Origin of the sequence: Methylococcus mesophilus (assembly GCF_026247885.1) — a bacterium.
In the GTDB taxonomy this organism is placed as follows: Bacteria; Pseudomonadota; Gammaproteobacteria; order Methylococcales; family Methylococcaceae; genus Methylococcus; species Methylococcus mesophilus.
Genome location: NZ_CP110921.1, coordinates 1121907 through 1148489 on the forward strand (window position 1 = coordinate 1121907; position 26583 = coordinate 1148489).

Consider the following 26583-nt stretch of genomic DNA (forward strand, 5'->3'; position numbering starts at 1 on the left):
ATATGCCATAATTTTCAGTATTTATCCATATCGAACCGATCCGGCATATCAAAGCAGGATTAGAATGGCTACGACATTTGAAAAAAGCCCAATATCACCACGCCGGGACACCAGCCGGGTCCGGTTGGCCGTGGCGCTCATGCTGCTCGCCCTGACTTTCGCAATACATGGCGACGCCCTGTGGATGGGATTCGGCAGAGATGACGGCGGAGGACTGGTCCAGGCGGCGAGACTGAGTCCCGCCGATTATTTTTTCGATCCGCCAACTTCCGCGGCGATTTCGGGCGGCAGCATCAGCCCGTGGCATGCCCTTGTTTACGACGTCAACATTCTGCTGTTCGGGCTGGATTCCCGCTGGCATCATTTCCACCTGGTTCTCGTTCTCTGGCTTACCGCGCTCGCCACCTACTTCCTGCTCCGGTCATGGCTGACTCCGGACTGGTCCCTGCTGGGCACGGCGCTGTTCCTGACAGGCGCGCCAACCCTATATGTAAGCCATGAGGAAATGTCGGGCCATTATTTATACGGTCTGATTTTCTGTATATTGTCAATACAGTGCTTCCTATCCTCTGAAAAACCTCATGGTGGTAAATCCGGTGCCGCTTCGGCCATGTTCTATCTATTGTCCGTCGCGTCCAAGGAAATCTACGTTCCGTTGCCGCTGGTACTCTTGCTGTATCCTGCTGAAAATAGCCGAAGGCGTCTGAAAAAAACCCTGCCACATTGGATCATACTCGCTTGTTACGCGATATGGAGATACCTCGCCTTTGGCGGCAGCTTGGTGGGGCCGAAAGGGCTGGGAGCCCACCCGCCCGACGCCCTCGCGCACTTGGCGGCGATCCCGGACAGGCTGTTCGGCGGCTCGGTTTTCCTGACCGCGGCGGCTTTCGCCTTCACGGTCAGCGGAATCGCAAGGCTGCGAGGCCGGCAATGGCTTTTCCTTCTGGGAATTCTGGCCGCCCTTCTGCTTCCGCTCGTCCCGGTTGCCGTCAACCCCGGTTTATCCGCCCCCAACCGGCTTTTGTACCTGGTATGGTGGGCCGTTTGCGCAGCGTTCTGCTGGAGCGGATTCATGATTCCGGCCCGCCTGCAAAAACCCGCCCTTCTGCTGATGGCCGGTACCTGCGTTTCGTCGACGCTTGCCACAGCCCCATGGAGGCAGGAAATCGAACGCAGCAAACGGATGTGGGCCGAGTATTACGCATTTCCGCAAATGCCGGGAAAAGAGAATAACCTGTACATCCCCAACAACATGGAAGACGGATACTTTGTCATATCGGGAAACGTGAGCGGCATGCTGGAAGCTTCCGTCCGGCTCGGCTTATCACGGGGAGAGCGAGTGAACCTGATCACAGAAAAGCGGGCCATAGCATTGCTGGAAAAATCTTCCGACGTACCGAAAAACTCCTATATATTCGACGCGTCTGCCGCCCGTATCCGCCCGGCGAACGGCGATGGCGAACTGGCGCAATGGAAAAATCAAATTGGAGACGCCGTCGGCATCTACCAGTTCAACGCCATCCCAAGATACGGACTCCGGCTCAACGGGCATGTGGATGGCATAAAGGTGTCTGCGGATCGGATATTCATTTCCGGCTGGGCACCGGAGGGCCAGTTGGCCGTTTCCCTCCCGGCGCGCTGCCACAGCCTGGGGTATGAAATTTCCGAGCGTCCCGACGTGGTCGCGGCGACCGGAAATACGGCCTGGCTGCGCTCGGGTTTCCGCATCGCCTTGACATGCCCCGACGCCGAGGTGGCGCACCTCGCCGCTGCCAATCTCTGCCTGATCGCCGGCGCAAGGAGCTTCCCGGCGGTGTTGGAAAATCCGGGGAACAGCCGTTGCCGCAAATTGGCGGAGGGACACGGAGAAAGCAACATCGTCATGCCCGGTGAACATCTTCCTTCCTTGCCGCCAGCAATACATTAGCAAAGGGCGTTCCTTCGCTCATCGGTATGGCCTCTACGCTGAAACCGAGGTCTTCCAGCAAACTGCGCCAAGCCCGCAACGGGCGGCAGTATAGCGCCGGGAGGCGGTGTCCGCGGAGGAACGTCACCAGCCGGTCGACCCAGAAGCTCGCCAGGAACGGCAGCCCGGCTTCCGCATCCCCTACCCTCAGCAGCAGCACGCCGCCAGGCGTCAAAGCGTTGCGAATTCGGCGCAGCACGGTTTCCTGATCCGGATACGCCATGTAATGCAGCACGTCCAGCACCACCACGGCGTCGGCAATGCCGAAATCGGCAAAGCGTACGTCGCCCTCGACGATTTCGGCCCGCTCCGCCAGCGCCTGTCTGGCCCTGGCGACATCGGCCGGCATCAGCTCTACGCCCCGCACGCCGTCGAGCCGTGGCGGTGGTGCCCAGTCCGGCGGCCAGAGACCCGCCTCATGGAGGGAGCGCGCGGCCAACAGAAGTGAGGCCACGAGCCCCTGGCCGCAACCCAGGTCCAGCAGCCTCGCCCGCTTCGGCAGCAGATTGCGTTCGAACAAAGCAATGAAGACCGGATCGGACTCGAGCTTCCCACGGGCGAAATGCCAGGCGAAACGCCCCGCCCGGCGGTAAGGCGCGGCGGCGGTTTCGACCAACAGCCGTTTGACGGGTTCGATCATGGGCAGGCGGCGCGCAGGGTCACGGGTTTGAGCCGCCGCTCCCGGATGGCATCCAGGAGCGGCGGCAGCACTTCCAGAATGACGGCGCGGCCGCCGTCTGTACGCGCGGCGTTGCCGTCATGCAGCAGCAGGATGTCTCCGGCCCGCAGTTGCCGGGTCAGTGAAGCCAGCACGCGTTGCGGCTGGCGGCGGCGGGTGTCGAAGCCGCGGCGGGTCCAACTGACCAGCGAAAGGTCCAGCCGGGCCAGGACGGGATCGAGCAAGGGGTTGCGCAACCCGGCGGGCGCCCGGAAAAACCGGGGCGGTGTTCCGGAAGCCGCGGTGAGCGCCTCCTGCGCCAGACGCAGTTCGCGCTCGAAGCCGCGCTGCCCGCATAAAGAAAACGTATGGCGATGGCTGTAGCTGTGGTTCTCGAGCGCATGGCCCCGGGCCGCGATCTCCGCGCAAAGCACGGCGTGTTCCCGGACCTTGCGGCCGATGCAGAAAAACGTGGCTTTCGCGCCGTAGGCTTCCAGGATCGCCAGCACCTGCGGCGTCACCTCCGGATCGGGCCCGTCGTCGACGGTGATTGCCACCTCGCCGCGCGCCGCGGCCTCCTCCGGCAAGCGCGTGATGATCGGGCCGAGCACGCGGCTGTGCGGCCACAGCCCCGCCGCCGTCAACAGGATGTGGTTTACGGCGACCGCCCCCAGCGCCCAGGGCCAGTCCTCGGGCCGCCATAGAGCCAGCCCCGCCGCGGCCGCATGGAGACCCACGGACGCCTTGATGCCGACGGACGGCGTCCAGCGCCCGGCTTGCCTTGACTTCATGCCGCGTGCCTCTCGGCCGGTTTCGAATACATCGCCGAAATCACCAGCGCCAGGAAAGTACCCGGCGCCACCATCATGCCGATCGCGCTCAATACCGGCACCGTGGAACCGGCCAGCAGGCCGAACACGGCCACCGTGGCGAGATTCGCCAGGGTGAGCGAGACCAGGGTCCTTCCCGGCCGGGTCCCGGCCATGGCGCCGGCCTGGGCGAGGCGGTCGAAAAACAGGCAATAATTGGAACCGATCGCGACCGCCAGCATCATCCCGATGAGATGCAGCATGGTCAGCCGATGCCCGCCCGCGACCAGCACCGCGGTCACCACGGCCAGCGCGGCGCCGAGCGGGAGACAGACCCGCAGCACCCGCCGCGGCGAACGCAGGGCGAAAGCCAGCAGGAGGACGATCGCCCCGGCTCCGCCGGCGGACAGCCGGGTCGCCTCGCTCAGATAGCGCTGATAGAGGCTGTCGGTCTCCGCTTTCAGATCGAGGAAGACGGCATCCGGAACGTCAGACAAAGCGGCACGGATTCTGGCAGCGTCCACGCCCGGCCCGGACGTTTCCACCGGAGCGCGCAGCGGCAGCAAGGCGGTCCACCCCTGGGTGCCCCGCACCAGCAGCGAATCCACCGCAAGCGCGAAACGCGTCCCCCGCAGGTCCTCGGAGGTCAGCAGCGGCGCCCCGCGGGCGGCGCTCACGTCGGCGAAGAAGTTTTCGAAGCGCTCGGCACGTACCGGCAACCCTTCCACCGCCGCGGCGAAGCGTTCGCGCAACACGTCATTCTCCGGCAAGGCCTCGCGCCGCAGTCCTTGGGTCAGGAGGCTGGGCAGATAGTTGGACGGGCTCTGGAAGCCGGCGATGACGCCTTCCCCGGCCAGTGCCGCGAGACGCGACGACACCCGCTCCGCGGCCTGCAAGGCGGATTCGGCGTCCCGCCCGCCCACCACGACTAGGTAACCCGCGTCCGGCGCACCCAGATCGGCCCTGAGCTCGGCGTCCCGCCGCTGCGCTTCGAGCGGGACCGGACTGAGCGCGCTGAGCTGCTCGTTCCACAAGCTGTCGCGGTGCAGCCACAGGCTCCCGCAGGCCAGCGCTGCCGCCGCCGGCACCAGCCACCGCAACGGGCGCAGCCCGCCTGCGAGGCGAATCAGCACCTCCCCCGTCCGGCTGAGATCGCGAATCCGGAAACCCCGTGGCAACAACCCCGGCAACACCCAGCGGGTGACGGCCGCCGCGGCCAGCAGTCCGGCGATCGAATAGACGCCGAGTTGGGAAAAACCCGGGAAGCCGGACAAGGCCAAAGGCAGCGCGCCGCACACCGAGGTCAAGACCCCCAGGCGGATGGTCGGCCAGTACAGGTCGAACCAGCCCCGGCTCTCCTCCTCCCGCCGTCCCTCGCCGGCCTGGACGAACAGGTAGATGGCGTAATCCACCGCCTCGCCGATGAGCGTCGCGCCAAACCCGAGGGTGATGCCGTAGACCATGCCGAAACCCAGACTCACGGCCGCGATGCCGGCCAGCGCACCGGTCGCCACCGGTACCAGGCCGAGGACCAGCGCCGCCAGCGAGCGGTACGCGGCGAGCAGCAGGATGACCACCACGACCGTGCCGACCGCCGACAAACGGATCGCCTCGCCCTTGATCCGGTCCCGCGCCTCCACGGTGAAAACCGCGGGGCCCGAGAGGATCAAGCGGGCATCCGCCGCCCCCGCCTGCCCGGCAGCCACGGCGAACGCGGCGCGGATCGATGCGAGCGCCCGCTCCTGGGCATCCGTGTCCGAGCCCGCGGCGCGGATTTGGGCGAGCAGCAGCACACGCCGACGGTCCCGCGACACCCACACGCCGCCGGCGGAATCCGGGCGCGCTTCGGCCTCCATGCGATCGAGAATGTCCAACAGTTCGCCCGTCGGATCGTTGGGCAGCAAGGACTTGGTCATCAATCCCGCCGAAGAGGCGAGCCGGTCGATGGAGGCGCGCACAGCCGTGTGCAGGCCCTCCACCGTGAAGCGCTCCGGCGTCACGGAAGGACTCAGCAGGTAACGCTGGCGGAACAGCAGTTGGCGCTCCGGCTCGCGTTCGGCCGCCGCGCCGTTGCTCACCGCCGAAAACGCAGAATCCTGCCGGAGCCGCTCCGCCATGTACCCGGAGATGAGGACACGGGTGGAATCGGTCGCGCCTTCGACGGCGATCAGGACCAGCCGCGAGGCCGGCCCTTCTTTCAACTGGTCGATCAGGAACTGCTCGCTCGCGCTCGGGCGGCTCGGCAGAAAGGCCGACAGATCGGTTGCGAGCCGCATGTGGCCCACCGCAACGGCGAATACGCCGAGCGAAACGAGCCAGGCGACGAGCGGCCAGCGCCGCGTCACGGTCATCGCTGCCGCATCTCCCGGATCGACATCACGGAATAATCGCCGCCGGGCTGATGGATTTCGACCCGGTCGACCAGGCCTTCCGAACCGCCGATGCGGATGTAAGCAACCAGGTCGGCCACCGCCGGTGTCGAAGGCACCAGCAGCAGCGTCCATCGGCGGACGTCGCCGTTGAGCGACAACCGATAGATTTTTTCCAGGGCGGCGCGGTCGCCCATCAACGTGGAGCGGATGCTGCCCACCAGGGCGGCGATTTCGGGGTATTCATCCAGTCCCACACTGCGGCGCTCGCTGCCCCGCTCCAGGCTGAGCCGGTCGCCCTCCAGCACCAGCCGCTCGTTCAAGGGTCGGACCGTCCGCTTCTCCAGCCGGTCCGGCGCGGCGAACGACAGTTCGCCGGAGGACTCTACCGGCTCGGTCAATACCGAGAGGTACTTCTTTTCCACGAACTCGGCTCGACCGGAATGCTTGGCGGCGAGCGCCTCCATGAGCTGGACGATGCCCCAGGGCCCGGCATGCGCCGCCGTGGCGGCGCAGCTCAACATGAAACAGATGGTGGTGACCCCCGAACGAAATCCCATGATTCCTAACCTGCGCGCCCGGTCCGCGCCTGCCCGGCGGCCCAGAAATCGAAGAAATTGAACCAGTTGTAAGGATGCGTGCGGCACAGCGATTCCAGCCGTTCCACGTAGCGGGCCATGGCCGCCCCCAGTACGTCGGACCGGTCGCCGGTCCCGTCGGAGAAGTCCTCGAGCCTTTCGAAATGGAGCTCGTAGCGGTTGCCGCCCAGGTAAATCCCGGCCATCAGCAGGACAGGCCGCTTCATCAATGCCGCCATCCGCAGGGGGCCGGTCGGGAACCGCGCCAGCCCGCCCAGAAACGGCAGTTGCTGGGCGGGCTCGGAACCCAAGCTGCGGTCGCCCAGCATACCGACGATCTTGCCGCGGTCCAGCGCCTCCCGCAGGCGCAGCATCGAGTCCACCCGTCCCAGCGGAATGACCTCGCCGCCGCGGCCGGGAGCGATGGCCGCCAGCATGGCGTTGATCTTGCGGGCATTTTCCTCGTACATCACCATCGCGGGCTCCAGGCCGGGACGCTGTCTGGCCACCGCCCGCAGCACCTCGAAACTGCCGAAGTGCGCGCCGAGCAGGAAAGCGCCCCGCCCTTCCGCCAGCACCCGCTCCATCGCTTCCTCACCGACGATGCGGATGTCGAAACGGCTGAATTGGCCGTTCAGCAGATACACGCGGTCGTGGATGGTCGACGCAAAGCGGAAGAAATGGCGGTAGCAGTCAGCCAGACCCGGAGCACATCCCAGCACCCGGCGCAGAAAGTTCCGTGACGCCCGATGGGCGCTGGGCGCGAACAGCAGGAAATAGACCACGATGAGATGGAGAACCAAGCGCCCGGCGCGCCGTCCCAGGCGCAGCGAAATCCAGGCCATGATCCGCAGGAAGAACATGTTGCTGCGCTCGGGCCGCTCCGCCCAGTGCGGGGCAGCGCCCAGCCCGCGCGGCGAGGATGGATCGTTCATCGGGGGACCAGGGTTCCGCTGGCGACGGTGCGGCCGTTGGAGGCGAGACAGAACTGGACCGCACCCCGTTCGTCCAGCCGGTAATCCAGCGACACCTCGCTGCCGGGCGGGAGCGGGGCCGGGAACTTCGCGGCCGACAGGCGGCAGCCGTAAAGATCGATCGCCAGCACCGGTTCGAGCCGACTCAGGATTTCATCCAGCAAGACTGCGCCAGGCACTACCGGAAACCCCGGAAAGTGGCCGTCGCAGGCCGGATGGTCTGCCGGAATCCGGAACCCGACGGTACCCGCAGCGGCGCTCACGAGGCCTCTCTCAAGCTGTCCGACAACGCATCCAGCGCCTTTCGGGGCAGTTTCCCCGTGGCATTGCGCGGAAGGCTGGCAACCAGATGCAAAGGGCGCGGAAGGAAGGCGGGATCGAGCCGCTGCCGAAGGGCCTGCATCAGGCCTGCATGGGTCAGGTCCGGCGCAACGGCATAGGCCGTCAGTCGGGTCACGGCCCCGGGAGAGTCCTCGTCCGGCATGACGAACACCGCGTCCGCGACACCGGGAATCGAAGCGATCTGGTGATTCAGATACGCCAGGGAGGTGCGTTTGCCCGCGATGTTGACCATGTCGCCGGAACGTCCCAGCCAGACGAAGCGCTGCGGCGACCTCAGCTCCAACACGTCGTCGAGCCGCACTTCGCCGGCCACGTGACCACCGCGCACACGGAAACCGTCCTTCGCCCGGAAAACGGATATCCCCGGAAACGCCTTCCATTCCGGCCCCTCGACGGAACGCCGGGTCGCGAGCTGGCCGGCCTCGGTGCAACCGTAAATTTCCAGCAGCGGCGCGCCAAAACGGGCTTCGGCGGCCTGGGCGAACTGCGGCGCCAGCGGCGCGGTGGCCGAAATCAGCAGGTCGATGTGGGGCAACTCCCCATCGACATTCAGCAGCGCCCGCAGGTGGAAAGGCGTGGTGACCAGGACGGCGGCGCCCGGCAACCGCGCGATTTCCGCGCACACGTCTGCCGGATAGAAGGGGCGCGCGGCGGAAAACGCAGCACCGTTTTGGAGCGGCAGCAGCACCGTGGATTCGAATCCGTACATGTGCTGAGCCGGCACCGTGCCGAGCACGGTGTGGCGGCCTTGCACGATTCCGAGCCGTTCACCCTCGGCGCGGGCGCTACGCACCAGGCTCCCCCAGGTCTTGGCATGCGGCACAGGCGTACCAGTGGAACCCGAGGTGAGGCCGATCGCCGCGATCTGGCCGGCGTCCAGGACCGGAACCCGTTCCACCTCCTGGGGGGCCAAGTCATCCGGATAGAGCCGGATGGGCAGATCGATCTCGCGGGCCGGATCGTCGGTCAGACAGTAGAGTCCGGGAAACGAAGCAGCCAGCTGCCGCACCGTCTCCGGCGTCAAGGTCGGCGGCAGCAGGCTGACCTGGCGGCGCAACAAAGCTGCGGCAAAGACCACGGCGAACCGGTAACGGTCCGCGCAATCGTTCAGCAGATAGGGCTGCTCCGGCAGCGATCCGGCCAGGGCCGCGGCCTCGCCGAGAAATTCTCGGACCGTCGCCGTGCGCCCCTTCGGGTAGGCAACGGCACCGTCCAAGAAAGGATGCGTCAGCAGCGGAAAATCAGCCATGCCCCCGCGTCCGCAGGAATTCATCCCTGTCCCGGTTCTACGACAGCCGCGCCGGGCTTGGGCGGTGCCGTGAACGAGCGGAAACCGGTCAGGATCGAGGCATGTGGGAAATCCGGGAGCACCCGCAAACGGACGCGGTATTCCACCACGAACATTGCCACCGCCAGCGGCAGGTTCACGAAATTGGCGAAAATCGACCAGGCGTCGACGGAAGCCGAGAAAAACAGCAAGAGGGAAACCGCCGCGACGCCGGCGAAAAATGCCGTCCAAGCCACCGTCACGGCACGCGAATACCGCTCCACCTCGGGCGGCAGTGCGCCATGGACCGAGCGCGCCAGCCGGGTACACAACGCCTCACGCCCCGCCAGGAGGGTGCTTCCGAATCCCCAGCCCAGCAGCAGGTTGATGCCGACGTGCTCGGCAAGATAGGCGTAGAGCACCTTGTCGCCCGGCGCCAGCCGGTCCGGAGCCAGCCAAATCAGCGTCAGCAGGCCGGCGCCGCCGCCGAGCAACGGGTAGCGCCAGCGTGACCGCCAGGCGACAGCCGCCGCCGCGATCGCAACCGGAGCAAGGGGGAGCCACGCCGCCAGCGAGCTGCCCGGATGAACGGCCGTGACGTAATGATTGACTGCGGCATACGCCGCCAGAGCGATACCGGCGACGATCCAGGAGAACGGAAGCCGTGCCCGGGCCATCAACGCTCGACGCGGTTGACCGCGATGTGTTGGGAAAGGCTGCGCAGCGAGCCGAAAATACGGACGTTGTCCTCATTGTCCGCCCTCAGCTGGAACCCGTACCGTTTGGAAACGACCAATGCGATCTCCAGGATGTCGATCGAGTCCAGGCCGAGCCCCTCGCGATACAACGGCGCTTCGGGATCAACCGATTCCGGGCGCACGTCCAGGTTCAAGGTTGAGATGACCAGGTCCGCCACCTCGCGCTCGAGCGTCTCGTCCGGGAACGTCATCGCCATCTTTCCGTGATTCAGTGGATAAGACATAAGCTGTTTGAACAAAAAGAGTCGAAATTATAGGGGTTTCTACGGGGATTTTGCATGGCAGCGGCATCACCGCCCGCGGGTATTCCTGGCAAACGTAGCACATGTAATGCCACACCACCTATCGCATCCGGCGCTTCCTCGCCGGAGCGGCAACCCGCCTTCAGCCGCGAAATTTGGCCGGATCCATGCCGTAGGTGCTCAGTTTCAGGTACACCGCCCTCGGCGTCAGTTCCATCGATTCGGCGACCGCATTGACGTTGCCTTTGGCGCACCGCAGCGCCTGTTCCAGATAGGATTGCTCGAGCCGGCCCAGCGTCTGCCGGCGGAGTTCCTTCCAGGACTGCCTCCCCACAGCCGGTTCGAGGTCCGGCAGGGGAATTTCAGTGATTTCCGGCGGCTGGGCGAACAGCACGGCCTTTTCCAGGGTATTTTCCAGTTCACGCACGTTTCCGGGCCAGGTGTAGGCGAGCAGCCTGCCCATGACCTCCGGACTCACCGAATTCACCGACTTCCCGTAACGGCTGCTCAAGCGCCCGAGTATCAGTCCAACCAGGTGAGGCAGATCATCCGGGCGCTGGCGCAACGGCGGAATCGCGATCCTGACCACGTTGAGCCTGTAGTACAGATCCTGACGGAACCGGCCTTCCGCAACGGCCTTTTCGAGGTCACAATTGGTGGCGGAAATGATGCGGGTATCCACCATCAGCGTTTTGTGCCCGCCGACGCGCTCCATTTCGCCTTCCTGGATGACCCGCAGAAGGCGGGTCTGGATGGCCGGCGTCAGCGCATCCACCTCGTCCAGGAACAGCGTGCCGCCATCGGCCCGCTCGAAATAACCGCGGTGAACTTCGACCGCTCCGGTGAAGGCGCCCTTCTCGTGGCCGAACAATACGCTCTCGACGATCCCTTCCGGAATCGCGCCGCAGTTGACCGCGATAAAGGACTGTTGGCAGCGCTCGCTCATGGCGTGGATGGCCCGGGCCACCAGTTCCTTGCCGACGCCGGTCTCACCATGGATCAGCACCGTGGCCGGCGTCGGGGCGACCGTTTCGATCGCCTGCAACACCCCCTGCATGGCCGGCGACTTGGCGACGATGGTCGGGGGCCGGATCGACCCGCGAGATCGGCGGTGTGCATTCATCTGGCACCAGATCCGGTGCATCTGCTCGTCGATGCGTGCCTGCAACTCGTCCATGGCCCGGCGGTCGCCGCCCGATGCCGGCGGCGCGAGGTACTCGACCCCCTCCACCGTCTTGGCTGCCTGGGGGTCCAGGTGGACGTGCACTTCGCAGCAGGCATCGCCCAAGGCAATGCGACTGGCCAGCGTCACTTTGGCATAGCCGAAATTCCGCGCCGCGATCCCGCCGAACACACTGGAAGTCATCCGGCACAGTTGCGGAGAGTTCTTGACGCCTTCGCCGAAAGGGCAGCGCTGGTTCACCAAGCGAATGTAACCGGCTTCCCGTGAAGCCAGCGAAAACTGGCCGCCGATGCGGTTTTTCAGCCCCACGATCAGCTCCGCGTAGCGCTCAGGTTCCATAGCCCCCTCCACCGCGTACTCCTCCCGGAAAGCCTCCTCGAAAAACAGGCCCGCGCTGCGCGCAATCCGGTCGATCAGGCGCTCCGCAGGAGCCAGTCCGGCCTCCTCGCAGACGTGCATCAATTCCAGGACGAAAGTCTGCAGGAACCCGACGGGGGTCAGATCGGAAAAGTTCGTGCCTTGCATGGATGAACTGAAAAACCGTAAGACCGCCCTGGAACGCCAACGTTCCGCAATCTACGACGACGCAAAGCATCTCCCCCCGGAGCGGCGTAAAGCTTACACGTCCGGCATGGATGTGAAAATCAATTTCAGCCATAGAAACTCAACTTCAGTTCAAGACACCACAACAGTTCGTAAGCGAATGATTTTATTTGCGCCCGGGCTTGGCATAGGCCCTGCTATGAAGCTCACGCGCGCACCCGGGCGCGTTGGATGGCCTACCTGCGCCGCTCAAAATCGTTCGTCGTCAACCGTTGGAGAAGTCCCGAGAATGTACATGGAGAGACCACCGCTCGATCCGCTTCCGCCCAGCCCTTATGCGGCTTGGTGCGGCAACCGGAACGGCGATCCCATCCTTGAGGTGCTGAAAGGCGCCCTCCCGCGGGAAAAATGCCATGTGCTGGAATTCGCTGCGGGCAGCGGGATACATGCGCACCATTTTGCGCAGCATTTCAGCCACATCACCTTCCATCCGTCCGACAGTGACGAGCAACTGCTGACCCATATCGAAGAGCGAACCAGGCAAAGCGGCCTCGGCAACGTCGCCCGGCCGCGCCGGCTGGACCTGGCGCAGCCTCACACCTGGCCGGATGGTGAAGAATTCCACGCCATCTATTACATCAATACCGTTCAGGTCGCGCCGGTTTCCATCGCCGACGGGATCATGGAATGCACATCCAGGATACTGGCGAACGACGGCTTCCTTTTCATCTACGGCCCATTCCTGGATCACGGCAGGTTAACGTCCGCTTTCGACAAGGAATTCGACCGTCTGCTGCGGTCGGGAGACGACCGATGGTCCTTGCAAGACGTCGCCGAACTGGACCGCGCCGCGGGCAGGAACGGCATGCGGCTGGACAATGAGATCGATATGCCTTCCAATGATTTTGTCTTGATATACCGCCGGGCTTGATCCCCCTTAAAAAAACCAACCAGAGGAGATAGACACCATGTCGCAGATTCTCAGCGAAGTGCTGGCAGCCAACCAAGGCTATGCATCCACTTTCGACAAAGGCGATTTGCCCATGCCGCCCGGCAGGCGTTTCGCGATTCTGACCTGCATGGACGCGCGCCTCGATCCGGCCAAGTATGCCGGGCTCAGCGAAGGCGACGCCCATGTCATCCGCAATGCCGGCGGGCGCGCCAGTGACGACGCCATCCGCTCGCTGGTCATTTCGTACAAACTGCTGGGCACCCGCGAATGGTTCGTGGTCCACCACACCGACTGCGGCATGGAGACCTTCACCAACGACGTAATGGGCGACCTCCTCTCGAGCAGTCTGAAAACGGCGTCGATCGACGCCAGCGGCTGGCACGACTGCTGTCAAGGTCCCGGCTGCACCGACGGCAAGTACATCAATTGGCTGACCATCGCGAACCAGGAACAAAGCGTGCTGGAGGACGTCACCCGGATTCGCCGCCACTCCCTGGTTCCCGCCGACATCCCGATCTATGGCTACATCTACGACGTCCGCACCGGCCGGCTGGTGGAAGTGCCGGAGGCCACTGCGGCAGGCGCAGCCGCCTAGTCTGAGGCGGCGTCGACAGCCGGATTCCAACGGGTCCGGCTTCGGACATTCCATGGCTGGACGCCTTCCCTCTTCATTACGGAGGCCAATCATGCCAAGAAGGCGTTTTTATCTGCACCTGATTCCCCTGCTGGGGCTCCCGTGCTTCGGCGCCGGTTCCGCGGCTGCCGCCGACAATCCGACTGCGGCATCCCGACAGCTGCTGCTGCAGAAAGCCGTGACCCTCCCCGCCAACACGGTCGATACCAGGCTCATCCGGGTCCGGTTTCCGCCCGGCTACAAGACGCCACTCCACACCCACGAGGGCCCCGGCCCGCGCTATGTGCTCCAGGGCCGGCTGCGGGTGGAAGACGCAGGCGAAAGGCGCGAATACGGCGCGGGCGACGTGTTCTGGGAAACCGGCAGCGCCATGACCGTAGAGAACGTCGGCGGCAGCGATGCCGAACTGGTGATATTCGAGCTCGGGCCGGTCAAATGAACGACTGAAGCCGACTCCGAACCAGCCCTCCCGGCGGCGTTGTGCCGCCGGCGAAGCGCTCTGGTGTATCATCTTGCAGGGTCCGGACCGCCTCGCGTGTGCCGGCCGGGCCCGGCAGTCCGCCGTTCCGTCCCAGGCATGCTGCATTCCGTTACCTGCCGCGTGCCGCGCCTCCATCAAGCAAAAACACCGTCGATGACTTCCTCAAACACCCCCCATACCCAATCCGAAAGCCGTTCCATCGCCGCATTGCGCGAGATCATCGAGTCCGCGCGGCCGCTGAGCTACATCCGGTCGTCCGAAGAACAGCGCGTCGAGAGACTACTGAAGGACGCCGCGCAGCGCTTCTTCAGCACGAAAGTGCCGGTCTGGACCTGGAGCCTCACCGAAGGCTTGCGTTGCGACGATGGCGCGGTCGACGCCTCCGCCGCCGATCCCCGGGCCGCGCTCGACTTCATCGCTGCGCACCAGGGACCGGCGCTGTTCCACCTCAAGGACTTCCACGAGCCCCTGCGCGAGCGGGCCGACATCCGCCGCCGTCTGCGCGACCTGTACGGCGCCTGCTTCGACCAGGGCAAGTTCGTCGTCATTTCCTCCCCGGTCCGATATATCCCCGAGGAGCTCGGCCGCAGCATCATGTATATCGAGCTGACGCTGCCGGATCTGGCCGAACTGATCGACTTCCTCCGCGACGAAGTCCATGCCGTCAAGGCCTTGGGCGGCAGCGCAGACATCGACGATGCGACTTTGACTCAGATCGCACGGGCCTTGCAGGGCCTGACCCTGGACGAGTCACGCCACGCCATCCGGCGCGCCCTCGCCACGGGCGGCAGTCTGGGAGCGGATTCTCTGCCCGCGCTGTACGAGGAAAAGCGGCTCCTGGTGAACCGCACCGGTATGATCCAGTACGTCGCCGACGGCACCAAGATCGACAACGTAGGCGGCCTGGAAATCATGAAGAAATGGCTCACGGAACGGCGCGAGCTGTTCCAGCTCCGCGACAGCATCAGCGCCGAGATCGTGCCCAAGGGCGTGCTCATCATGGGGGTCTCCGGTTGCGGCAAGAGCCTTTCGGTCAAGGCCATCTCCTCCGCCTTCGGCCTGCCGCTTTACCGCATCGACATGACCGAAATCTTCTCCGGCCGCCACGGCAGCCCCGAAGGCGCTTTCGTCGCCGCCTGCCGCATGCTGGAACAGATCGCGCCCGCCGTGGTGTGGTTCGACGAAATCGAGATGGGCGTCAACTCCACCGAGTCCGCCGGCGAACAGGGGCGCATCTTCGCCTTCTTCCTGACCTGGATGCAGGAAAAGACCAGCGGACTGTTCGTCGCCGCCACCGCCAACCGCATCGACCTCCTGCCGGCGGAAATGACGCGAAAAGGGCGTTTCGACGAAATCTTCTTCGTCGACCTGCCGCTGGACGACGAGCGGGTCGAGATTTTCCGCATCCATTTGGAGCGCCGCGGCATCGACACCAGCCCGTTCGACCTCACCCGCCTCGTCAAGATCACCAAGGGCTGGGTCGGCGCCGAGGTGGAGCAGTGCGTGGTGTCGGCCCTGACCTCAGCCCACCTGGACAACCGCGACGTGACGGTGGAAGACCTCTTGCGGGCCGCCGGCAAGATCGTGCCGCTGTCCAAGACCATGAAAGAGCAGGTCGACCACATCCGGAGCTGGGCCTACAACCGTGCCGTGCGCGCCTCGCCCGCAGAGTTTGCGCACTGAGCCGGGAACGGTCTCCGTTTACCGCTGCAAGGATTGGGTCGTCCTCTTAAGGCGATCCAATCCTGGTCGGTGTCCCCGTTGGCCGCCTTCGGCGCCCGGAAGGATGCCGGGATTCACCACTCGTTTTTCATCCCCCAAGGCGTAGAGCCATCCACCAAGGGCGCTTTGATGCCCTTTTTCTCCATGTCTTCCAAGGTCTTATAGAACGTCGCCTCGTGCATCAAGGTGCCATTCCGGGTGTAAAGCGCAACGTATCTCGCGGCGGTGTCGACGTCGACCACGAAATCCCCGCCAGCGTCTTCGGTGCGACGCGCGTTGCCGTTCCAATCCACGAAAAAGCCAGGTGCTACCGCCATGATCGGTCCTCTGATGGAAAATGTTCTCGCGCTAGGGGCAGCAAGATCCGAACCATGAGGCGACCTCTCAGAAAGGACTTATAAACCATACGGTTACATGTTCACTGGGAGCGACCGGCCGGACGATCCATTGTCGCAATGCCGGCAATGTCGCATTACCGGCAAGCATACTGGCGGGAAATCACTTCACCCCAGCCACCGGCCGCATCTGTGTATCGCATCTCCCGCCGACGCCGACGGTTTTGTCGACCGCAGGCGCCTGGCAGTTTTCTCCGCGATCCTTGAGATGGCAGCGCAGCTCCAGCGATTTGCCCGAGGTCAGCCACGCCGGCGTGGTACGGTAGCGCCCAACGTCGCCGGTTTCGCAGCCGGCTGGGATGCCGTAGGGCACGCAGCGGGCGGTGGGCTTGAGATCGATCTTGCGGGCGTCGATGACGAAACCGGGGTAGTTGTCGACGATCCTGATCTCGTCCCGGTCGTCCTGCTGGGTCACGATGAAGTCCTGGAAGAAATAGCCGCCGTCGGCGCGCTCCTCCAGCTGAATCCGGGTATTGGCGATGAGCGCGAAATCGGTCCCCTTCCTTGCGACGGCACCCGATATGTACTCCGCCCGAGTGTGGCCGGGGAAGCATTTGCCCATGGCCGGAGCGTGGTAGTAGTGCTTGAGGCTCTTCAGATCCGTGAGGGCGGCGCCGGGAAAGATTTCCCGAAGGTCCGCATCGTCGCCGAACAGGATGCGCTGCACGTCCGGGAGACTTTGCTCGTACATGGCCTGCAGCTTGGCGTAGCGCTCGGCATGGCTCAAATCCTGGCGCAGGAAGCAGGCCGTGAGGCCCGTGACCTGGGTTAGGTATTCGTCCCAGATGTTGTATTGCGAGGGCTTCGACGCCACCCCCTCGAAATCCCCCGGCCCGCCGCAGCCCTGGCCGCTGGTGCAGCCGTCCTTGCCGCGGTTGCGGATGGACAGGGCGATGATGTTGCGTTCGCAGGCACCGTAGGCGTTGCATCCGCGCTCCAGGTGCCCTTCGAACAGGGCGGTGCGCATGACGTAGTCGAGATGCCTGGCCTGCTCCAGCGCCCGCGCTGGCCAATGGCCGGGGTTGGCCCGCGAGAACTGATCCCAGGCGCGGTCCAGGGCGGACCGGCGGCCGGTCAGGTCGCCATTGGCGCTTTCGCATTGGGGCGAGTCGTGGAACGCCTTCACGATCCGGTCCAGCTCGCCCTGGTCCGGCCTGGCCGGCCGGCCCGCCGGAGCCGGCGGCGGGTCGAAGAATGGCGCTTTTTCCATCGGGTAAAGCTTGCGGACGTCGATCACGTGCCGGACCGAGCCATCGCAATGATGATTGGCGACGGCCATGGCCTTGCGCTCCGCCACGGCCTGCTTGAATTTCTCCAATGAGGCGGGAGTGGCGGTGCGGGAATCCACGACGAACTTGAAACCCACATACGGCGTGCCGCTGGCATCGGTCAGCGGCTGGCCGTTTTTCAGAACCAGGCAAGGGATGACCGAACTGCCCTGGCTCAGCGTCCCGGCTGGCGACGCGGGGCCGTTGCGCAGGAAAGCGTCGGCGTCGTAGTACGGAAGTTCGAGCGGCCCGTTGAACTGGTACAGCGTCATCACCGGAGTGGCGGGGATGGCCAGGGCGAGTCCGGGCGCGGCGGCCAACGCGAGTAGCAGTCTTTTCATAGTGAAATCCCGATTCAGCGCTCGAACAGAGCGATGGATTCGACGTGGGCGGTGTGCGGGAACATGTCCATCACGCCGGCCTGGAGCAGACGGTAACCGTGTTCGTGGACCAGGATGCCCGCATCCCGCGCCAGGGTGGAAGGATTGCAGGACACGTAGACGATGCGCCCGGCTTTCCACTTTGGCACGCACTGCAAAATTTCCTGGGCGCCGGCGCGGGACGGATCGAGCAGCACCTTGTCGTACTCCCGCTCGGCCCAAGGGCCGCAGCGTTCCGGCTTGGACAGGTCGGCGACGTGGAATTCGACGTTGCCGATACCGTTGTCCGCCGCGTTCCGGATCGCCCTCGCGACCGACTCCGCGCCGCCTTCCACCCCAGTGACGTGGGCGGCGCGGCGTGCCAGCGGCAGAGTGAAGTTCCCCAGGCCGCAGAACAGGTCGAGCACGCGCTCGTTCGGCTGCGGATCGAGCACCTGCATGACCCGGTCGATCATCTGGCGATTGATCGCCATGTTGACCTGGGTGAAATCCAGGGGACCGAAGCGGAAGGTCACGTCCCATTCCGGCAGGCTGTAGCTCAGGTCATGCGCGGTCTCCGGATAGACCGGCGCGACCGAGTCGCGCCCTTGGCGCTGAACGTAGACGTCCAGGCCATGGTCCTTGCCGAACTGCGCCAGCCTGGCGAAATCCTCGGGCGTCGGATCTTCCAGCACCCGGAACACCAGCGCGGTGCGCTCCTCGCCCACGGCCGCCTCGATCTGCGGCAGCCGTTCCCGCAGCGAAAGACCTTCGATCAGCTCGGCGAAAGCTCGAATGCGCTCGCCCAAGGCGGGATGCAGCACCGGGCAAGCCTGCATGTCGACGATCAAGGCCGTGGATTTTTCGCGGAACCCCACCAGCTCCCTGCCCTTCTTGGCGACATAGCGCGCCCCGAGCCTGGCCCGGCTACGATAGCCCCAGTGCGGCCCCCGCAGCGGCGGAAACTGGGCCGCCGGCTCCACCTTGCCGATGCGGCGGAACTGCTCCAGCAGCAGATCCTCCTTCAGGGCGATCTGAGCGTCCTCGGACAGATATTGCAGGCTGCAGCCGCCGCAAAGGGCGAAATGTTGGCATCGCGCCGGCACGCGATCGGGCGAGGCCGTGACGATATCCTCCACCCGCCCGGCGGCGTAGTCCCGCTTGATTTCGGTGTAAACGAAGGTGACATTCTCGCCCGGCAAGGCGCCGTCGACGAACACCACCCGCCCGTCGACGTGGGCGATCCCCTTGCCGTCGTGAGCGAAGGATTCGATGTGCGCAGCGATCGGCTCGACCGGCAGCGGCTTTTTTTTACCTCGATAACCCATCTTATTCCGGAAATACGCCTGTGGAGAGATAGCGGTCGCCGCGGTCGCAGATGATGACGGCGATCACCGCGTTCTCGACTTCCCGCGACAGGCGCAGGGCGGCCGCCACCGCACCGCCGGAGGAAATACCGGCGAAGATGCCTTCCTGCGCCGCCAGTTCGCGCGTGGTGGATTCCGCCTCTTCCTGGGTCACGTCGAGGATGCGATCCACCAGCGAGGCGTCGTAGATCTTCGGCAGGTATTCCTCCGGCCAGCGCCGGATACCGGGGATCTTGGCCTCGTCCTTGGGCTGCACGCCGATGATCTGGATCGCCGAATTCCGCTCCTTGAGATAGCGCGCCGTGCCCATGATGGTGCCGGTGGTGCCCATGGAACTGACGAAGTGGGTGATCCGCCCCTGAGTGTCGCGCCAGATTTCCGGTCCCGTGCCTTCGTAATGAGCGCGCGGATTGTCCGGGTTGGCGAACTGGTCGAGGATCTTGCCCTCGCCCCGCGCCTCCATCGCCCGCGCCAGATCGATCGCCGCCTCCATGCTGCCCGCCGCCGGCGTCAGGATGATCTCGGCCCCGAAGGCCTTCATCGTCGCCCGGCGCTCGGCGCTCATGTTGTCGGGCATGATCAGGGTCATTCGGTAGCCCTTGATGGCAGCGGCCATGGCCAGTGCAATGCCGGTATTGCCGCTGGTCGCCTCAATCAGCCGGTCGCCCGGCTGGATGTCGCCGCGCGCCTCGGCGCAGCGGATCATGCTGAGGGCCGGCCGGTCCTTGACGGACCCCGCGGGGTTGTTGCCTTCCAGCTTGGCCAGGATGACGTTGCCGGTATCGCCAGGCAGCCGCTGCAGACGCACCAGCGGCGTGTTGCCGACGAAGGATTCTATGGTGGGAAACATGGAGGAGAATGCCTGTGGAAACTTGGGATGGCCCTATTGTAGCCGGCAATAGTTTAGCGATTTTCTAAGGATTAGCCGCCAAACGGCCAACGCTCTGTTCATCGCGAAACACCGGCTCATTCTTCGTGATAGCGGTGATTCGGCCTGGAGATGTCGCAATACAGGAGATCCGGCTGGCAACTCTCGGACTCCAGTTGCAGCGTGGTACGCGCGATGCCGTAACGTCGAGCGAGCAGGCGGGTCACCCGCTTTTGCAGCGCCTCGCCTTCGCTCAGCCGGATGTCGTCCGTCACGATATGGGCCGATAGCATGCGCAACTGCCGAGAGATGCTCCACACATGAAGATGGTGCACGCCGCGCACGCCTTCGACCTGCATCAAATCCCGCACCATCGAACTCATGTCCACGTCCCGCGGCGTACTTTCCAGCAGGATATCCAAAACCTCGGCCAGTAGCCCTTTGGCGTTCCAGATGATGAGCAGGGCGATCAGGATACTGACCGCCGGATCGAGCCAGTACAGGCCGGTGTAGTGGATCGCCACGCCCGCGGCGATGGCGCCGAGAGTTGAAACCACATCGCCCAACAGGTGCAGGAAGGCGCTGCGCATGTTCAGGTCGTCGTGGCTGCCGTGATGGACCAGCCAGGCGGTGAAGGCATTGACCAGCAGCGCCGCCCCACCCACCCCGATCAGGATGTCTGCCTGAACCGGCGCGGGGCTCTGCAGCCGGCCATAGGCGTCATAGAGGACGTACAGGGCAACGACCACAAGTCCGGCGGAATTGGCCAGGGCGGCAAGGATGCCGGCGCGGTGGTAGCCGAACGTCTTGGCCGCGTGCGCCGGCTGCGCGGTCAGCCGCATCGCGTACCAGCTCAAGCCCAGCGCCAGCACGTCACTCAAGTTGTGCACGGCATCGGTCAGCAGCGCGAGACTGTTCGCCTTCCAGCCCGCCAGCGCTTCGAACACGACGAAGCCGGCGGTGATGATCAACGCCCAGACCAGTCGCCCTTGTGCTCCGGCAGAATCAGCCGCATGATGATGTTCGTGGTCGTCGTGAGGCACAGCGTTCTCCAGGCCGCGCGAAAATACCCATTTTAACGGATTTACCGCACCGGCAGCCGCTCAGTGCCCCGAATCGTCCGCTTTACGAAAAATCCGAGCAGGTCATCCCATGGCAAGACTTTCCCGGCGCATCGCATGCGCAATCCTCGCATCCCCTTTTTCCATCGCCCCGGCTTTCGCCGACAGCACCCTGCAATATCAGGTCGCCGGTGAAAAAGCGCCGCAGTCGCTGTTCGTCAAGGACGGCCAAGTGCTGATCAAGTCGGCGGGGGGCGACACCAAGCTGGACATTCTGTTCAACCAGTCCCGAAACGCGGCATTCCTGATCGATCACCGCAAGCAAGCCTACATGCCGGTGACCGAGCAGCGAGTCGCCGAGCTTGCGTCCCAGGTCCAGGACGTGCAGCCGCTGCTGCGCGGGCTGGGCGAACAGTTGAAAAAAGTGTCCCCGGAACAAAAAGCCAAGTGGTCGGACATGCTGGGCGGAGTCGATCTGGACCGGGTCACGGCGAAATCGGAAGACAATCGGCCGATCACCTTGTCGCAGGCCGGCGCCGCAAAAACTCAAGGCGGCATCGCCTGCAGCAAAGTGGAATTGCGCCAGGGTGGCGACAAGAAGGGTGACATCTGCCTCGCTTCGGCCGAAGCGCTCAAGCTTCCGGCCGGAGACTACGAAACCCTGCGCGCCATGCTGGTGTTTTCGTCCAGAATCGCCGACAAAGCCAAGGGCGTGGCGGCACGCTACGTCGATCTGGGACCGCTACCGGCTGTGAATCTCAGCGAATATCCCGGCATCCCGGTTGAACTCCACGACGCCTCGGCCAAACAAGCCGCCACCATGACGCTGAGCAAGATCACCTCGGACGCCCTGTCGGCCGGGGTCGTGGGCCTTCCGGAAGGCTATTCGGCCAAGAAGCTGAAACTCTGGTGAGCGATCAGACGGCGTCCGTCACGGCCTGAACGGGACGAGGCGTTTCTTTCCCGCGCTGCCTCGACCGTTGGGCCAGAAGCGACAGCGATACGACCACGATCAGCGCCGCCAGGCTGAGTTCCAGCAGCAGGAAAGCCCCGATTTTGAAATAGGCAAACGCCGGGTGGGCGAAACGGACCAGCCAGCCCGCCGCTTCATCCGCCACCGCGCCGAAAAATGTCAAGCCGGTCAGCCAGACTTTCAGGCTGGTGGGCAAGGGAGTGAATAGCACCAGGTGTGCGAGCGTGACCACCAGTATCCCCATCGAAAACAGGTGGAAATGCGACACTTCCAGCAGACTCTGGTAACTCCGGGGCTGGGTGAACTTTTCCGGCGAGCCGAGGTAATACTCGACCACCGATTGCGCCGTCAGCCCCATCTTGTGGAAATACATCAGGCCGTTGCTGATCCAGAACAAGGCGATGTACCCCAGAAACAAGAGCACCACGGCGTTGAGCATCATCTGCCGATTCTGCTCTCCGGTAACGAAGAATCGCATCACTCACCTCCGGCAGGATGCGCCTGCCTGAAAATCGCCTTGACTTTCCTGACGCTGGCCAGCGCCGCCATCGAACTCAGGGTAGCCCCGGAGACCGCATCGATGCCGTTGCCCGGTATCAACTGTTCGATCGTCCTTCCCTTCATCTGTTCGAACCAGCGGGCCGCGGGCTGATACTCCGGCGGCTCGTGGAAAGCCAGCACCTCCACTCGCACCACCTCGCCCTTGGGGGACAGCACGATCAGGAGACTCTCCGGCTGGGTACGCACAGTGTGGGACTCGATGGCCGCGAATCCCAAGGACTTGCCGTCCCGCTCGGCGGTGTAAAAGGTGAAAAGGCCCGATTCGAGCTTTACCCGGGCCTCCCGCTCCACGGCCTCAATCTGCTCGTCGGTCAGAAAAACCGGCTCCGCCGTCACAGAAACACCGACGCCGAATGCCAGTTCGAAAGCTTCCTCCTGGCTGTGATAGACCGTTGCACCGGCACCTGGAACGACTCCGACCAGGAGGGTGCCCATCAACAGGCCGGCGAAAGACGCGATCTTCTTTTCCCCCCGACCCAGGCCGGAGATACGAGACTGGCTATGCAAAGAAAAATACTCCTCAATGTCATTTACAGGCCCATGCTACACCAAAGACCGCGTTTTACGGACCACCTTCGGTCACGAAAGCGTCAAAATCCGCTGAGGATCCGGTAAACGATCTTGTGGTTGTCGGCCGCCAGCACCTCGGCCTTCAGATTGCGGAAGCTGATGGTGGTCGGAAAGGAGTCGACCGCGTAGCTCATGTCCAGCGTGACCATGGGCCGGTCGAAATCCCCCCCCTTGTACTCCATGAACCGGAGGCTGAGAGTATTGTCGGCGAACCCCTGATAGATCAGTTCGTAGCGGAAAGCGCCTCCGTGCGGCACGACGACATCCTGGGTCTTGTAAGGCAGCCGCGGCGACAGCGGCTGTTTGATCCAGGACGATTCCGGCGCAACCCGGACGTGGTCGAACAAACCGTCGCCCGTTTCATCCGAGAAGCAGGCCGTCTTGTAGGCACCGATCAAGGGATCGATGTACAGCAGCTTGTCCGAACAATAGACCGGATCGTTCTGCACCGTCGCCGGGAATACCGCATCGCCGGCATCGACGAAAACCGCGCCTTCGCCGACCACCTGCCGGTTCGAGTCGGCGAATACGGCGCCCTTGCGGTGCCAATAGTTGTAAACCGTGAAGATCCGACCGCCGGCCGGCGCCTGCGCTTGCTGGCCCAGGGGCGGCTCGAGCCCCGAAACGTCCGAGAAATTCGACTTGTCGATGACCGGTGCCGGCGAGCAAGCGACGCCCGCAATCGCCACCACCGCCAATAAAAGTCCGCGATACAGCATGGGTTTTCCTTTCGACTGGATTGATCAGTAAATGAACCCGACACCGAGGTTGAACTGGCCCGGCAGTTGCCCCGCCCCGGAACTGATGTTCTGGTAGTCGGCCTTGATGACGATGTTGGTGATGGGTTTGTAGGTGAGGCCGGCCTGGTAGATGCGTTGGTCGTAGAGGCCGTCGTAATCGGTGAAACCGTCCGGCACAGTCGCCAGGGTATTGTAGCGTTGGTAACGCACGAACGGCGCGAGGTACTGGGTGGTCCCCTGCCACAGCCAGGGCAGCACATCATAAGCGCCTTCCACGTACCAGCCGTAGTTGGAACTGCCCACCGTCTCACCTTTGGCCTCGCTGAGTATCGCCGCATCGCCGACGCCGCCCCAGGCACCCAGGGCCCGGAACTCGAAGCCACGGTAATGCCACTGGAGATGGCCTTCATAGAGCTGGGTGAACACGTTCGGCTTCTGCGGCCCCGCAGCCGTCATGTACACATTGCCTTGCCCCGCGTCGCCCACGAACGTCGAGGCGCCGACCATCAGGCCCGGCAGCTCAGGCGGCATATAGTCCACCCGACCGGTAAACGCCAGGTTTTCGGCCACCGCGGTGCTGCCGCCCTGCCTGCCTTCCCGGATGCCGAGCGAATCGAAGCCTTCCGAATTGAGGCCGTTGATGCCGTAGGCGCGGTATACCAGGCCGGGCACGATCTCGCCGTGCACTCCAACGCCCATTTCCCGCCAGGTCGTCGGGATGATCAGCTGCTCGACCGCAGGACGCCGGTTGCCGTGGAAGAATGTCGGCTCGTGGATTTCGTTGATGAAGCCCATGGGCACGAGCATCAAACCGGTACGGACGTTGGCCCTGGGATCGAACAGAAAGTCGAGGTACGAAAACTCGACGGAAACCTCGCCCTTCTCTTCGTCCCCTTCGCCGGTCGAACCGTGCTCGAACTCGAGCTCATTGTTCAGCACGATCCAGTCGTTGAACTTGTAGCCGGCGTAGAGAACGAGCCTGGCCATGTCGGCGGTGTTTTTCCGCTGCAGCGATTTTTCCACCCCGTCGTTCTGGAAATTGGTATAGAAGAATTCACCGTAGCCGCCGATCGACAGTCCCCGCTTGTTCATGTACACCTGCGAGGCCGCCGGTGCCATGCCGTACATGCTCTTGTATTCGCGCTTTTCCGGGATGATCAGTGAAGTCTTGAGTTTCTCGACCTCGGCCGCAAGGATATCGGTCTTGCGGTCCGATTCGGACTTGGCTTTTTTCTTGATTGCAGTATCACCCGGCTTTTCCGGTTCGGCTGCGGCCTCCGCCTTGTTGGCCGTCTTGAGGTCCTGCACCTCCTGCTTGACCTCCTTCTGCACGGTCTCGGTCTGACCGAGTTTGGTCTTCAGCGCTTCGATTTCCTGCTGTTGCTGCTGAATCACTTTCCACAGATCCTCGACCGAAGGCATCTTCTGGGCGGCATTCGCCTCTCCCGCGATACCGCAGGACAGAAGGGCGGTGGACAATGCCGCCCGGAACGGGCTCGGCTTGACTGCTGGTTCACTCATTGCTGACTCTCCCCTCTTGGAAAAATAACACGCATGCAAATGCGATTGATTTGCGTTTGCGCGGACATTAGCATTAGCATGGAAATCATGCAAGTGCCCATTGGCTGAAAGAGTCCATTTACGGCGATACGCTGAGCCGAACCGTCAGGACTTGGGTCGCGGTTGAATACAACGCTTGACCATGTCTGATCATATAACGAGAATTGTTCTCATTAATTACAGACGCAAGATCGGGGGAACCTGGAATGAAATACCGTCGCACCCTTGCCGCAGGCATCTTCGGCCTGATCGCCTCCCACCCGGCTTTCTCGGACGATCTCGCACTGCCAGGCGGAAAGCACCTTTCCCTTAAGGCGCAACTCGGACAGAAGCTGTTCTTCGACACCAGCCTGTCCACGCCGCCCGGCCAGTCGTGCAGCAGTTGCCACGATCCCAACTCGGCATTTTCCGACCCGAACAAAAATCAACCGACCTCCAATGGCGTGCTGCCGACGCTGAAGGGCAACCGCAATGCGCCGACCGCGGCCTACGCCGCCTATACCCCGCCGTTCCACTACGACACCACGCTGCGCCTCTTTGTGGGGGGGCAGTTCCTGGACGGACGCGCATCGACGCTCAAGGACCAGGCCAAAGGGCCATTCCTCAATCCCGTGGAAATGGCCAATCCCGACAAACAGACCGTAGTGACCAAGGTCAGGGAGGCGGAATACGCCTGGATGTTCGACGAGGTCTTCGGACCCGGCTCGCTCGACAATACCCGCAAGGCCTACGACCGGATCGCCGCCGCGATCGCGGCATTCGAGCGATCTCCGGTATTCGCCAGATTCGATTCCAAGTACGACTACTACCTGAAGGGGAAAGTCAGGCTGACGCCGCAGGAAATGCGGGGGCTGGTGGTCTTCGAATCCGAAGAAAAAGGCAATTGCGCCGCCTGTCATCCGAGCACGCCGAGCGCGAACGGCACCCCGCCCTTGTTCACGGATCACACCTACGACAACCTCGGCGTGCCCAAGAACCCGGACAACCCGTTCTACGCCCTCCCGTCGAAACTGAATCCCGATGGCCCCGCCTTCGTCGACCGGGGACTGGGTAAACAGGTGGGCAAGTTCTGGGAAGACGGAAAACTAAAGGTGCCGACGCTCCGCAACATCGCGGTCACGGCGCCCTACATGCACAACGGCTATTTCAGCACCCTGCGCTCCGTGGTGGATTTCTACAATACCCGGGACGTTCGCCCCACCTGCTGGAACGAACTCGTGACCGAAGCCGAAGCCGAGCGACTGGGCTGCTGGCCGGCGCCCGAGGTCAAACAGAACGTCAATGGCGACGAACTCGGCGATCTGGGCCTGAGCGACAGGGAAGTCGACGATCTGGTCGCTTTCCTCAAGACTCTGACCGACGGCTACCAGCCGGAATGAAGGC

Annotated in this window: 26 protein-coding genes; 7 read left to right on the forward strand and 19 right to left on the reverse strand. The window is 63.7% G+C overall.

Annotated elements, in window-relative coordinates:
• The first annotated feature begins 64 nt into the window (after positions 1 to 64).
• Complete coding sequence (locus OOT43_RS05040) at positions 65 to 1927, forward strand: hypothetical protein (protein WP_266023673.1); 1863 nt, start codon at positions 65 to 67, stop codon at positions 1925 to 1927.
• On the opposite strand, the gene OOT43_RS05045 is transcribed toward OOT43_RS05040, so the two are convergent.
• From OOT43_RS05045 to OOT43_RS05090, 10 genes are all read right to left on the reverse strand, one after another.
• Positions 1881 to 2606 (reverse strand): class I SAM-dependent methyltransferase, encoded by a 726-nt coding sequence (locus OOT43_RS05045; protein ID WP_266023674.1) that lies wholly within the window; start codon positions 2604 to 2606, stop codon positions 1881 to 1883. The two genes, OOT43_RS05040 and OOT43_RS05045, sit on opposite strands and share 47 nt — an antisense overlap.
• Positions 2603 to 3415 carry a polysaccharide deacetylase family protein gene (locus OOT43_RS05050; RefSeq protein WP_266023675.1) on the reverse strand — a complete coding sequence of 271 codons (813 nt, stop codon included), beginning with the start codon at positions 3413 to 3415 and terminating at the stop codon, positions 2603 to 2605. The genes OOT43_RS05045 and OOT43_RS05050 overlap by 4 nt, the downstream gene beginning before the upstream one ends.
• Positions 3412 to 5784 (reverse strand): MMPL family transporter, encoded by a 2373-nt coding sequence (locus OOT43_RS05055; protein WP_266023676.1) that lies wholly within the window; start codon positions 5782 to 5784, stop codon positions 3412 to 3414. Before OOT43_RS05055 ends, OOT43_RS05050 begins: the two co-directional genes overlap by 4 nt.
• Complete coding sequence (locus OOT43_RS05060) at positions 5781 to 6362, reverse strand: LolA-related protein (protein ID WP_266023678.1); 582 nt, start codon at positions 6360 to 6362, stop codon at positions 5781 to 5783. The genes OOT43_RS05055 and OOT43_RS05060 overlap by 4 nt, the downstream gene beginning before the upstream one ends.
• 5 nt (positions 6363 to 6367) lie before the next feature.
• Positions 6368 to 7315: an LpxL/LpxP family acyltransferase gene (locus tag OOT43_RS05065; RefSeq protein WP_266023679.1), complete on the reverse strand. Its 948-nt coding sequence runs from the start codon at positions 7313 to 7315 to the stop codon at positions 6368 to 6370.
• Positions 7312 to 7617 (reverse strand): hypothetical protein, encoded by a 306-nt coding sequence (locus OOT43_RS05070; protein WP_266023680.1) that lies wholly within the window; start codon positions 7615 to 7617, stop codon positions 7312 to 7314. The genes OOT43_RS05065 and OOT43_RS05070 overlap by 4 nt, the downstream gene beginning before the upstream one ends.
• A complete protein-coding gene (locus OOT43_RS05075) occupies positions 7614 to 8945 on the reverse strand; it encodes an AMP-binding protein (RefSeq protein WP_266023681.1) in 1332 nt (443 codons plus the stop codon). The genes OOT43_RS05070 and OOT43_RS05075 overlap by 4 nt, the downstream gene beginning before the upstream one ends.
• Positions 8946 to 8965: 20 nt before the next feature.
• Complete coding sequence (locus OOT43_RS05080; protein ID WP_266023682.1) at positions 8966 to 9640, reverse strand: COG4648 family protein; 675 nt, start codon at positions 9638 to 9640, stop codon at positions 8966 to 8968.
• Positions 9640 to 9912: a phosphopantetheine-binding protein gene (locus OOT43_RS05085; protein ID WP_266023683.1), complete on the reverse strand. Its 273-nt coding sequence runs from the start codon at positions 9910 to 9912 to the stop codon at positions 9640 to 9642. The genes OOT43_RS05080 and OOT43_RS05085 overlap by 1 nt, the downstream gene beginning before the upstream one ends.
• A gap of 193 nt (positions 9913 to 10105) precedes the next feature.
• The gene (locus OOT43_RS05090; protein ID WP_266023684.1) at positions 10106 to 11671 is read right to left on the reverse strand and encodes a sigma 54-interacting transcriptional regulator; all 1566 of its coding nucleotides are present in this window, start codon (positions 11669 to 11671) and stop codon (positions 10106 to 10108) included.
• Between OOT43_RS05090 and OOT43_RS05095 the strand changes: the two genes are divergently transcribed.
• The 4 genes from OOT43_RS05095 (at position 11670) to OOT43_RS05110 (ending at position 15439) form a co-directional block, all read left to right on the forward strand.
• A complete protein-coding gene (locus tag OOT43_RS05095) occupies positions 11670 to 12620 on the forward strand; it encodes a DUF938 domain-containing protein (protein ID WP_266023685.1) in 951 nt (316 codons plus the stop codon). The two genes, OOT43_RS05090 and OOT43_RS05095, sit on opposite strands and share 2 nt — an antisense overlap.
• A 37-nt stretch (positions 12621 to 12657) precedes the next feature.
• Positions 12658 to 13236, forward strand: coding sequence for a beta-class carbonic anhydrase (locus OOT43_RS05100; RefSeq protein WP_266023687.1), 579 nt, complete (start codon positions 12658 to 12660; stop codon positions 13234 to 13236).
• A 91-nt stretch (positions 13237 to 13327) separates the two neighbouring features.
• The gene (locus OOT43_RS05105; protein ID WP_266023689.1) at positions 13328 to 13714 is read left to right on the forward strand and encodes a cupin domain-containing protein; all 387 of its coding nucleotides are present in this window, start codon (positions 13328 to 13330) and stop codon (positions 13712 to 13714) included.
• A gap of 195 nt (positions 13715 to 13909) precedes the next feature.
• Entirely contained in the window at positions 13910 to 15439 is a 1530-nt protein-coding gene (locus OOT43_RS05110; protein ID WP_266023690.1) for an AAA family ATPase, read from the forward strand.
• A gap of 113 nt (positions 15440 to 15552) precedes the next feature.
• Here the strand turns inward: OOT43_RS05110 and OOT43_RS05115 are convergent, their stop codons facing one another.
• The 5 genes from OOT43_RS05115 to OOT43_RS05135 form a co-directional block, all read right to left on the reverse strand.
• Positions 15553 to 15795, reverse strand: coding sequence for a hypothetical protein (locus tag OOT43_RS05115; RefSeq protein WP_266023691.1), 243 nt, complete (start codon positions 15793 to 15795; stop codon positions 15553 to 15555).
• 181 nt (positions 15796 to 15976) lie between these two features.
• On the reverse strand, positions 15977 to 17482 hold the full coding sequence (locus OOT43_RS05120) for a hypothetical protein (protein ID WP_266023692.1): 1506 nt from the start codon (positions 17480 to 17482) through the stop codon (positions 15977 to 15979).
• Between the two features lie 14 nt (positions 17483 to 17496).
• Positions 17497 to 18828: a 23S rRNA (uracil(1939)-C(5))-methyltransferase RlmD gene (rlmD, locus tag OOT43_RS05125; protein ID WP_266023693.1), complete on the reverse strand. Its 1332-nt coding sequence runs from the start codon at positions 18826 to 18828 to the stop codon at positions 17497 to 17499.
• 1 nt (position 18829) lies between these two features.
• The gene (gene cysM, locus OOT43_RS05130) at positions 18830 to 19717 is read right to left on the reverse strand and encodes a cysteine synthase CysM (protein WP_266023695.1); all 888 of its coding nucleotides are present in this window, start codon (positions 19715 to 19717) and stop codon (positions 18830 to 18832) included.
• Positions 19718 to 19833: 116 nt separating this feature from the next.
• Positions 19834 to 20778 carry a cation diffusion facilitator family transporter gene (locus OOT43_RS05135; RefSeq protein ID WP_266023696.1) on the reverse strand — a complete coding sequence of 315 codons (945 nt, stop codon included), beginning with the start codon at positions 20776 to 20778 and terminating at the stop codon, positions 19834 to 19836.
• 109 nt (positions 20779 to 20887) lie between these two features.
• Here OOT43_RS05135 and OOT43_RS05140 point away from each other — a divergent pair, with 109 nt between their 5' ends.
• Positions 20888 to 21709, forward strand: coding sequence for a hypothetical protein (locus OOT43_RS05140; RefSeq protein WP_266023697.1), 822 nt, complete (start codon positions 20888 to 20890; stop codon positions 21707 to 21709).
• A gap of 4 nt (positions 21710 to 21713) precedes the next feature.
• On the opposite strand, the gene OOT43_RS05145 is transcribed toward OOT43_RS05140, so the two are convergent.
• The 4 genes from OOT43_RS05145 to OOT43_RS05160 all read right to left on the reverse strand — a co-directional run bounded on the left by OOT43_RS05145 (position 21714) and on the right by OOT43_RS05160 (position 25161).
• Entirely contained in the window at positions 21714 to 22247 is a 534-nt protein-coding gene (locus OOT43_RS05145; protein WP_266023699.1) for a hypothetical protein, read from the reverse strand.
• Positions 22247 to 22837 (reverse strand): FMN-binding protein, encoded by a 591-nt coding sequence (locus OOT43_RS05150; RefSeq protein WP_266023701.1) that lies wholly within the window; start codon positions 22835 to 22837, stop codon positions 22247 to 22249. Before OOT43_RS05150 ends, OOT43_RS05145 begins: the two co-directional genes overlap by 1 nt.
• 83 nt (positions 22838 to 22920) lie before the next feature.
• Positions 22921 to 23619, reverse strand: a complete 699-nt coding sequence (locus OOT43_RS05155; RefSeq protein ID WP_266023703.1) for a hypothetical protein — start codon at positions 23617 to 23619, stop codon at positions 22921 to 22923.
• 24 nt (positions 23620 to 23643) lie between these two features.
• A complete protein-coding gene (locus OOT43_RS05160) occupies positions 23644 to 25161 on the reverse strand; it encodes a hypothetical protein (RefSeq protein WP_266023704.1) in 1518 nt (505 codons plus the stop codon).
• Between the two features lie 245 nt (positions 25162 to 25406).
• On the opposite strand from OOT43_RS05160, the gene OOT43_RS05165 reads away from it, so the two are divergent.
• Positions 25407 to 26579 carry a cytochrome-c peroxidase gene (locus OOT43_RS05165; RefSeq protein ID WP_266023705.1) on the forward strand — a complete coding sequence of 391 codons (1173 nt, stop codon included), beginning with the start codon at positions 25407 to 25409 and terminating at the stop codon, positions 26577 to 26579.
• The last annotated feature ends 4 nt before the right edge of the window (positions 26580 to 26583 follow it).

Coding starts and splice junctions, on each gene's coding strand:
- OOT43_RS05040 (WP_266023673.1), top strand. CDS start 65: ATGGCTACGACATTTGAAAAAAGCCCAATATCACCACGCCGGGACACC.
- OOT43_RS05045 (WP_266023674.1), bottom strand. CDS start 2,606: ATGATCGAACCCGTCAAACGGCTGTTGGTCGAAACCGCCGCCGCGCCT.
- OOT43_RS05050 (WP_266023675.1), bottom strand. CDS start 3,415: ATGAAGTCAAGGCAAGCCGGGCGCTGGACGCCGTCCGTCGGCATCAAG.
- OOT43_RS05055 (WP_266023676.1), bottom strand. CDS start 5,784: ATGACCGTGACGCGGCGCTGGCCGCTCGTCGCCTGGCTCGTTTCGCTC.
- OOT43_RS05060 (WP_266023678.1), bottom strand. CDS start 6,362: ATGGGATTTCGTTCGGGGGTCACCACCATCTGTTTCATGTTGAGCTGC.
- OOT43_RS05065 (WP_266023679.1), bottom strand. CDS start 7,315: ATGAACGATCCATCCTCGCCGCGCGGGCTGGGCGCTGCCCCGCACTGG.
- OOT43_RS05075 (WP_266023681.1), bottom strand. CDS start 8,945: ATGGCTGATTTTCCGCTGCTGACGCATCCTTTCTTGGACGGTGCCGTT.
- OOT43_RS05080 (WP_266023682.1), bottom strand. CDS start 9,640: ATGGCCCGGGCACGGCTTCCGTTCTCCTGGATCGTCGCCGGTATCGCT.
- OOT43_RS05085 (WP_266023683.1), bottom strand. CDS start 9,912: ATGACGTTCCCGGACGAGACGCTCGAGCGCGAGGTGGCGGACCTGGTC.
- OOT43_RS05095 (WP_266023685.1), top strand. CDS start 11,670: ATGGATGAACTGAAAAACCGTAAGACCGCCCTGGAACGCCAACGTTCC.
- OOT43_RS05090 (WP_266023684.1), bottom strand. CDS start 11,671: ATGCAAGGCACGAACTTTTCCGATCTGACCCCCGTCGGGTTCCTGCAG.
- OOT43_RS05100 (WP_266023687.1), top strand. CDS start 12,658: ATGTCGCAGATTCTCAGCGAAGTGCTGGCAGCCAACCAAGGCTATGCA.
- OOT43_RS05105 (WP_266023689.1), top strand. CDS start 13,328: ATGCCAAGAAGGCGTTTTTATCTGCACCTGATTCCCCTGCTGGGGCTC.
- OOT43_RS05110 (WP_266023690.1), top strand. CDS start 13,910: ATGACTTCCTCAAACACCCCCCATACCCAATCCGAAAGCCGTTCCATC.
- OOT43_RS05115 (WP_266023691.1), bottom strand. CDS start 15,795: ATGGCGGTAGCACCTGGCTTTTTCGTGGATTGGAACGGCAACGCGCGT.
- OOT43_RS05120 (WP_266023692.1), bottom strand. CDS start 17,482: ATGAAAAGACTGCTACTCGCGTTGGCCGCCGCGCCCGGACTCGCCCTG.
- rlmD (WP_266023693.1), bottom strand. CDS start 18,828: ATGGGTTATCGAGGTAAAAAAAAGCCGCTGCCGGTCGAGCCGATCGCT.
- cysM (WP_266023695.1), bottom strand. CDS start 19,717: ATGTTTCCCACCATAGAATCCTTCGTCGGCAACACGCCGCTGGTGCGT.
- OOT43_RS05140 (WP_266023697.1), top strand. CDS start 20,888: ATGGCAAGACTTTCCCGGCGCATCGCATGCGCAATCCTCGCATCCCCT.
- OOT43_RS05145 (WP_266023699.1), bottom strand. CDS start 22,247: ATGCGATTCTTCGTTACCGGAGAGCAGAATCGGCAGATGATGCTCAAC.
- OOT43_RS05155 (WP_266023703.1), bottom strand. CDS start 23,619: ATGCTGTATCGCGGACTTTTATTGGCGGTGGTGGCGATTGCGGGCGTC.
- OOT43_RS05160 (WP_266023704.1), bottom strand. CDS start 25,161: ATGAGTGAACCAGCAGTCAAGCCGAGCCCGTTCCGGGCGGCATTGTCC.
- OOT43_RS05165 (WP_266023705.1), top strand. CDS start 25,407: ATGAAATACCGTCGCACCCTTGCCGCAGGCATCTTCGGCCTGATCGCC.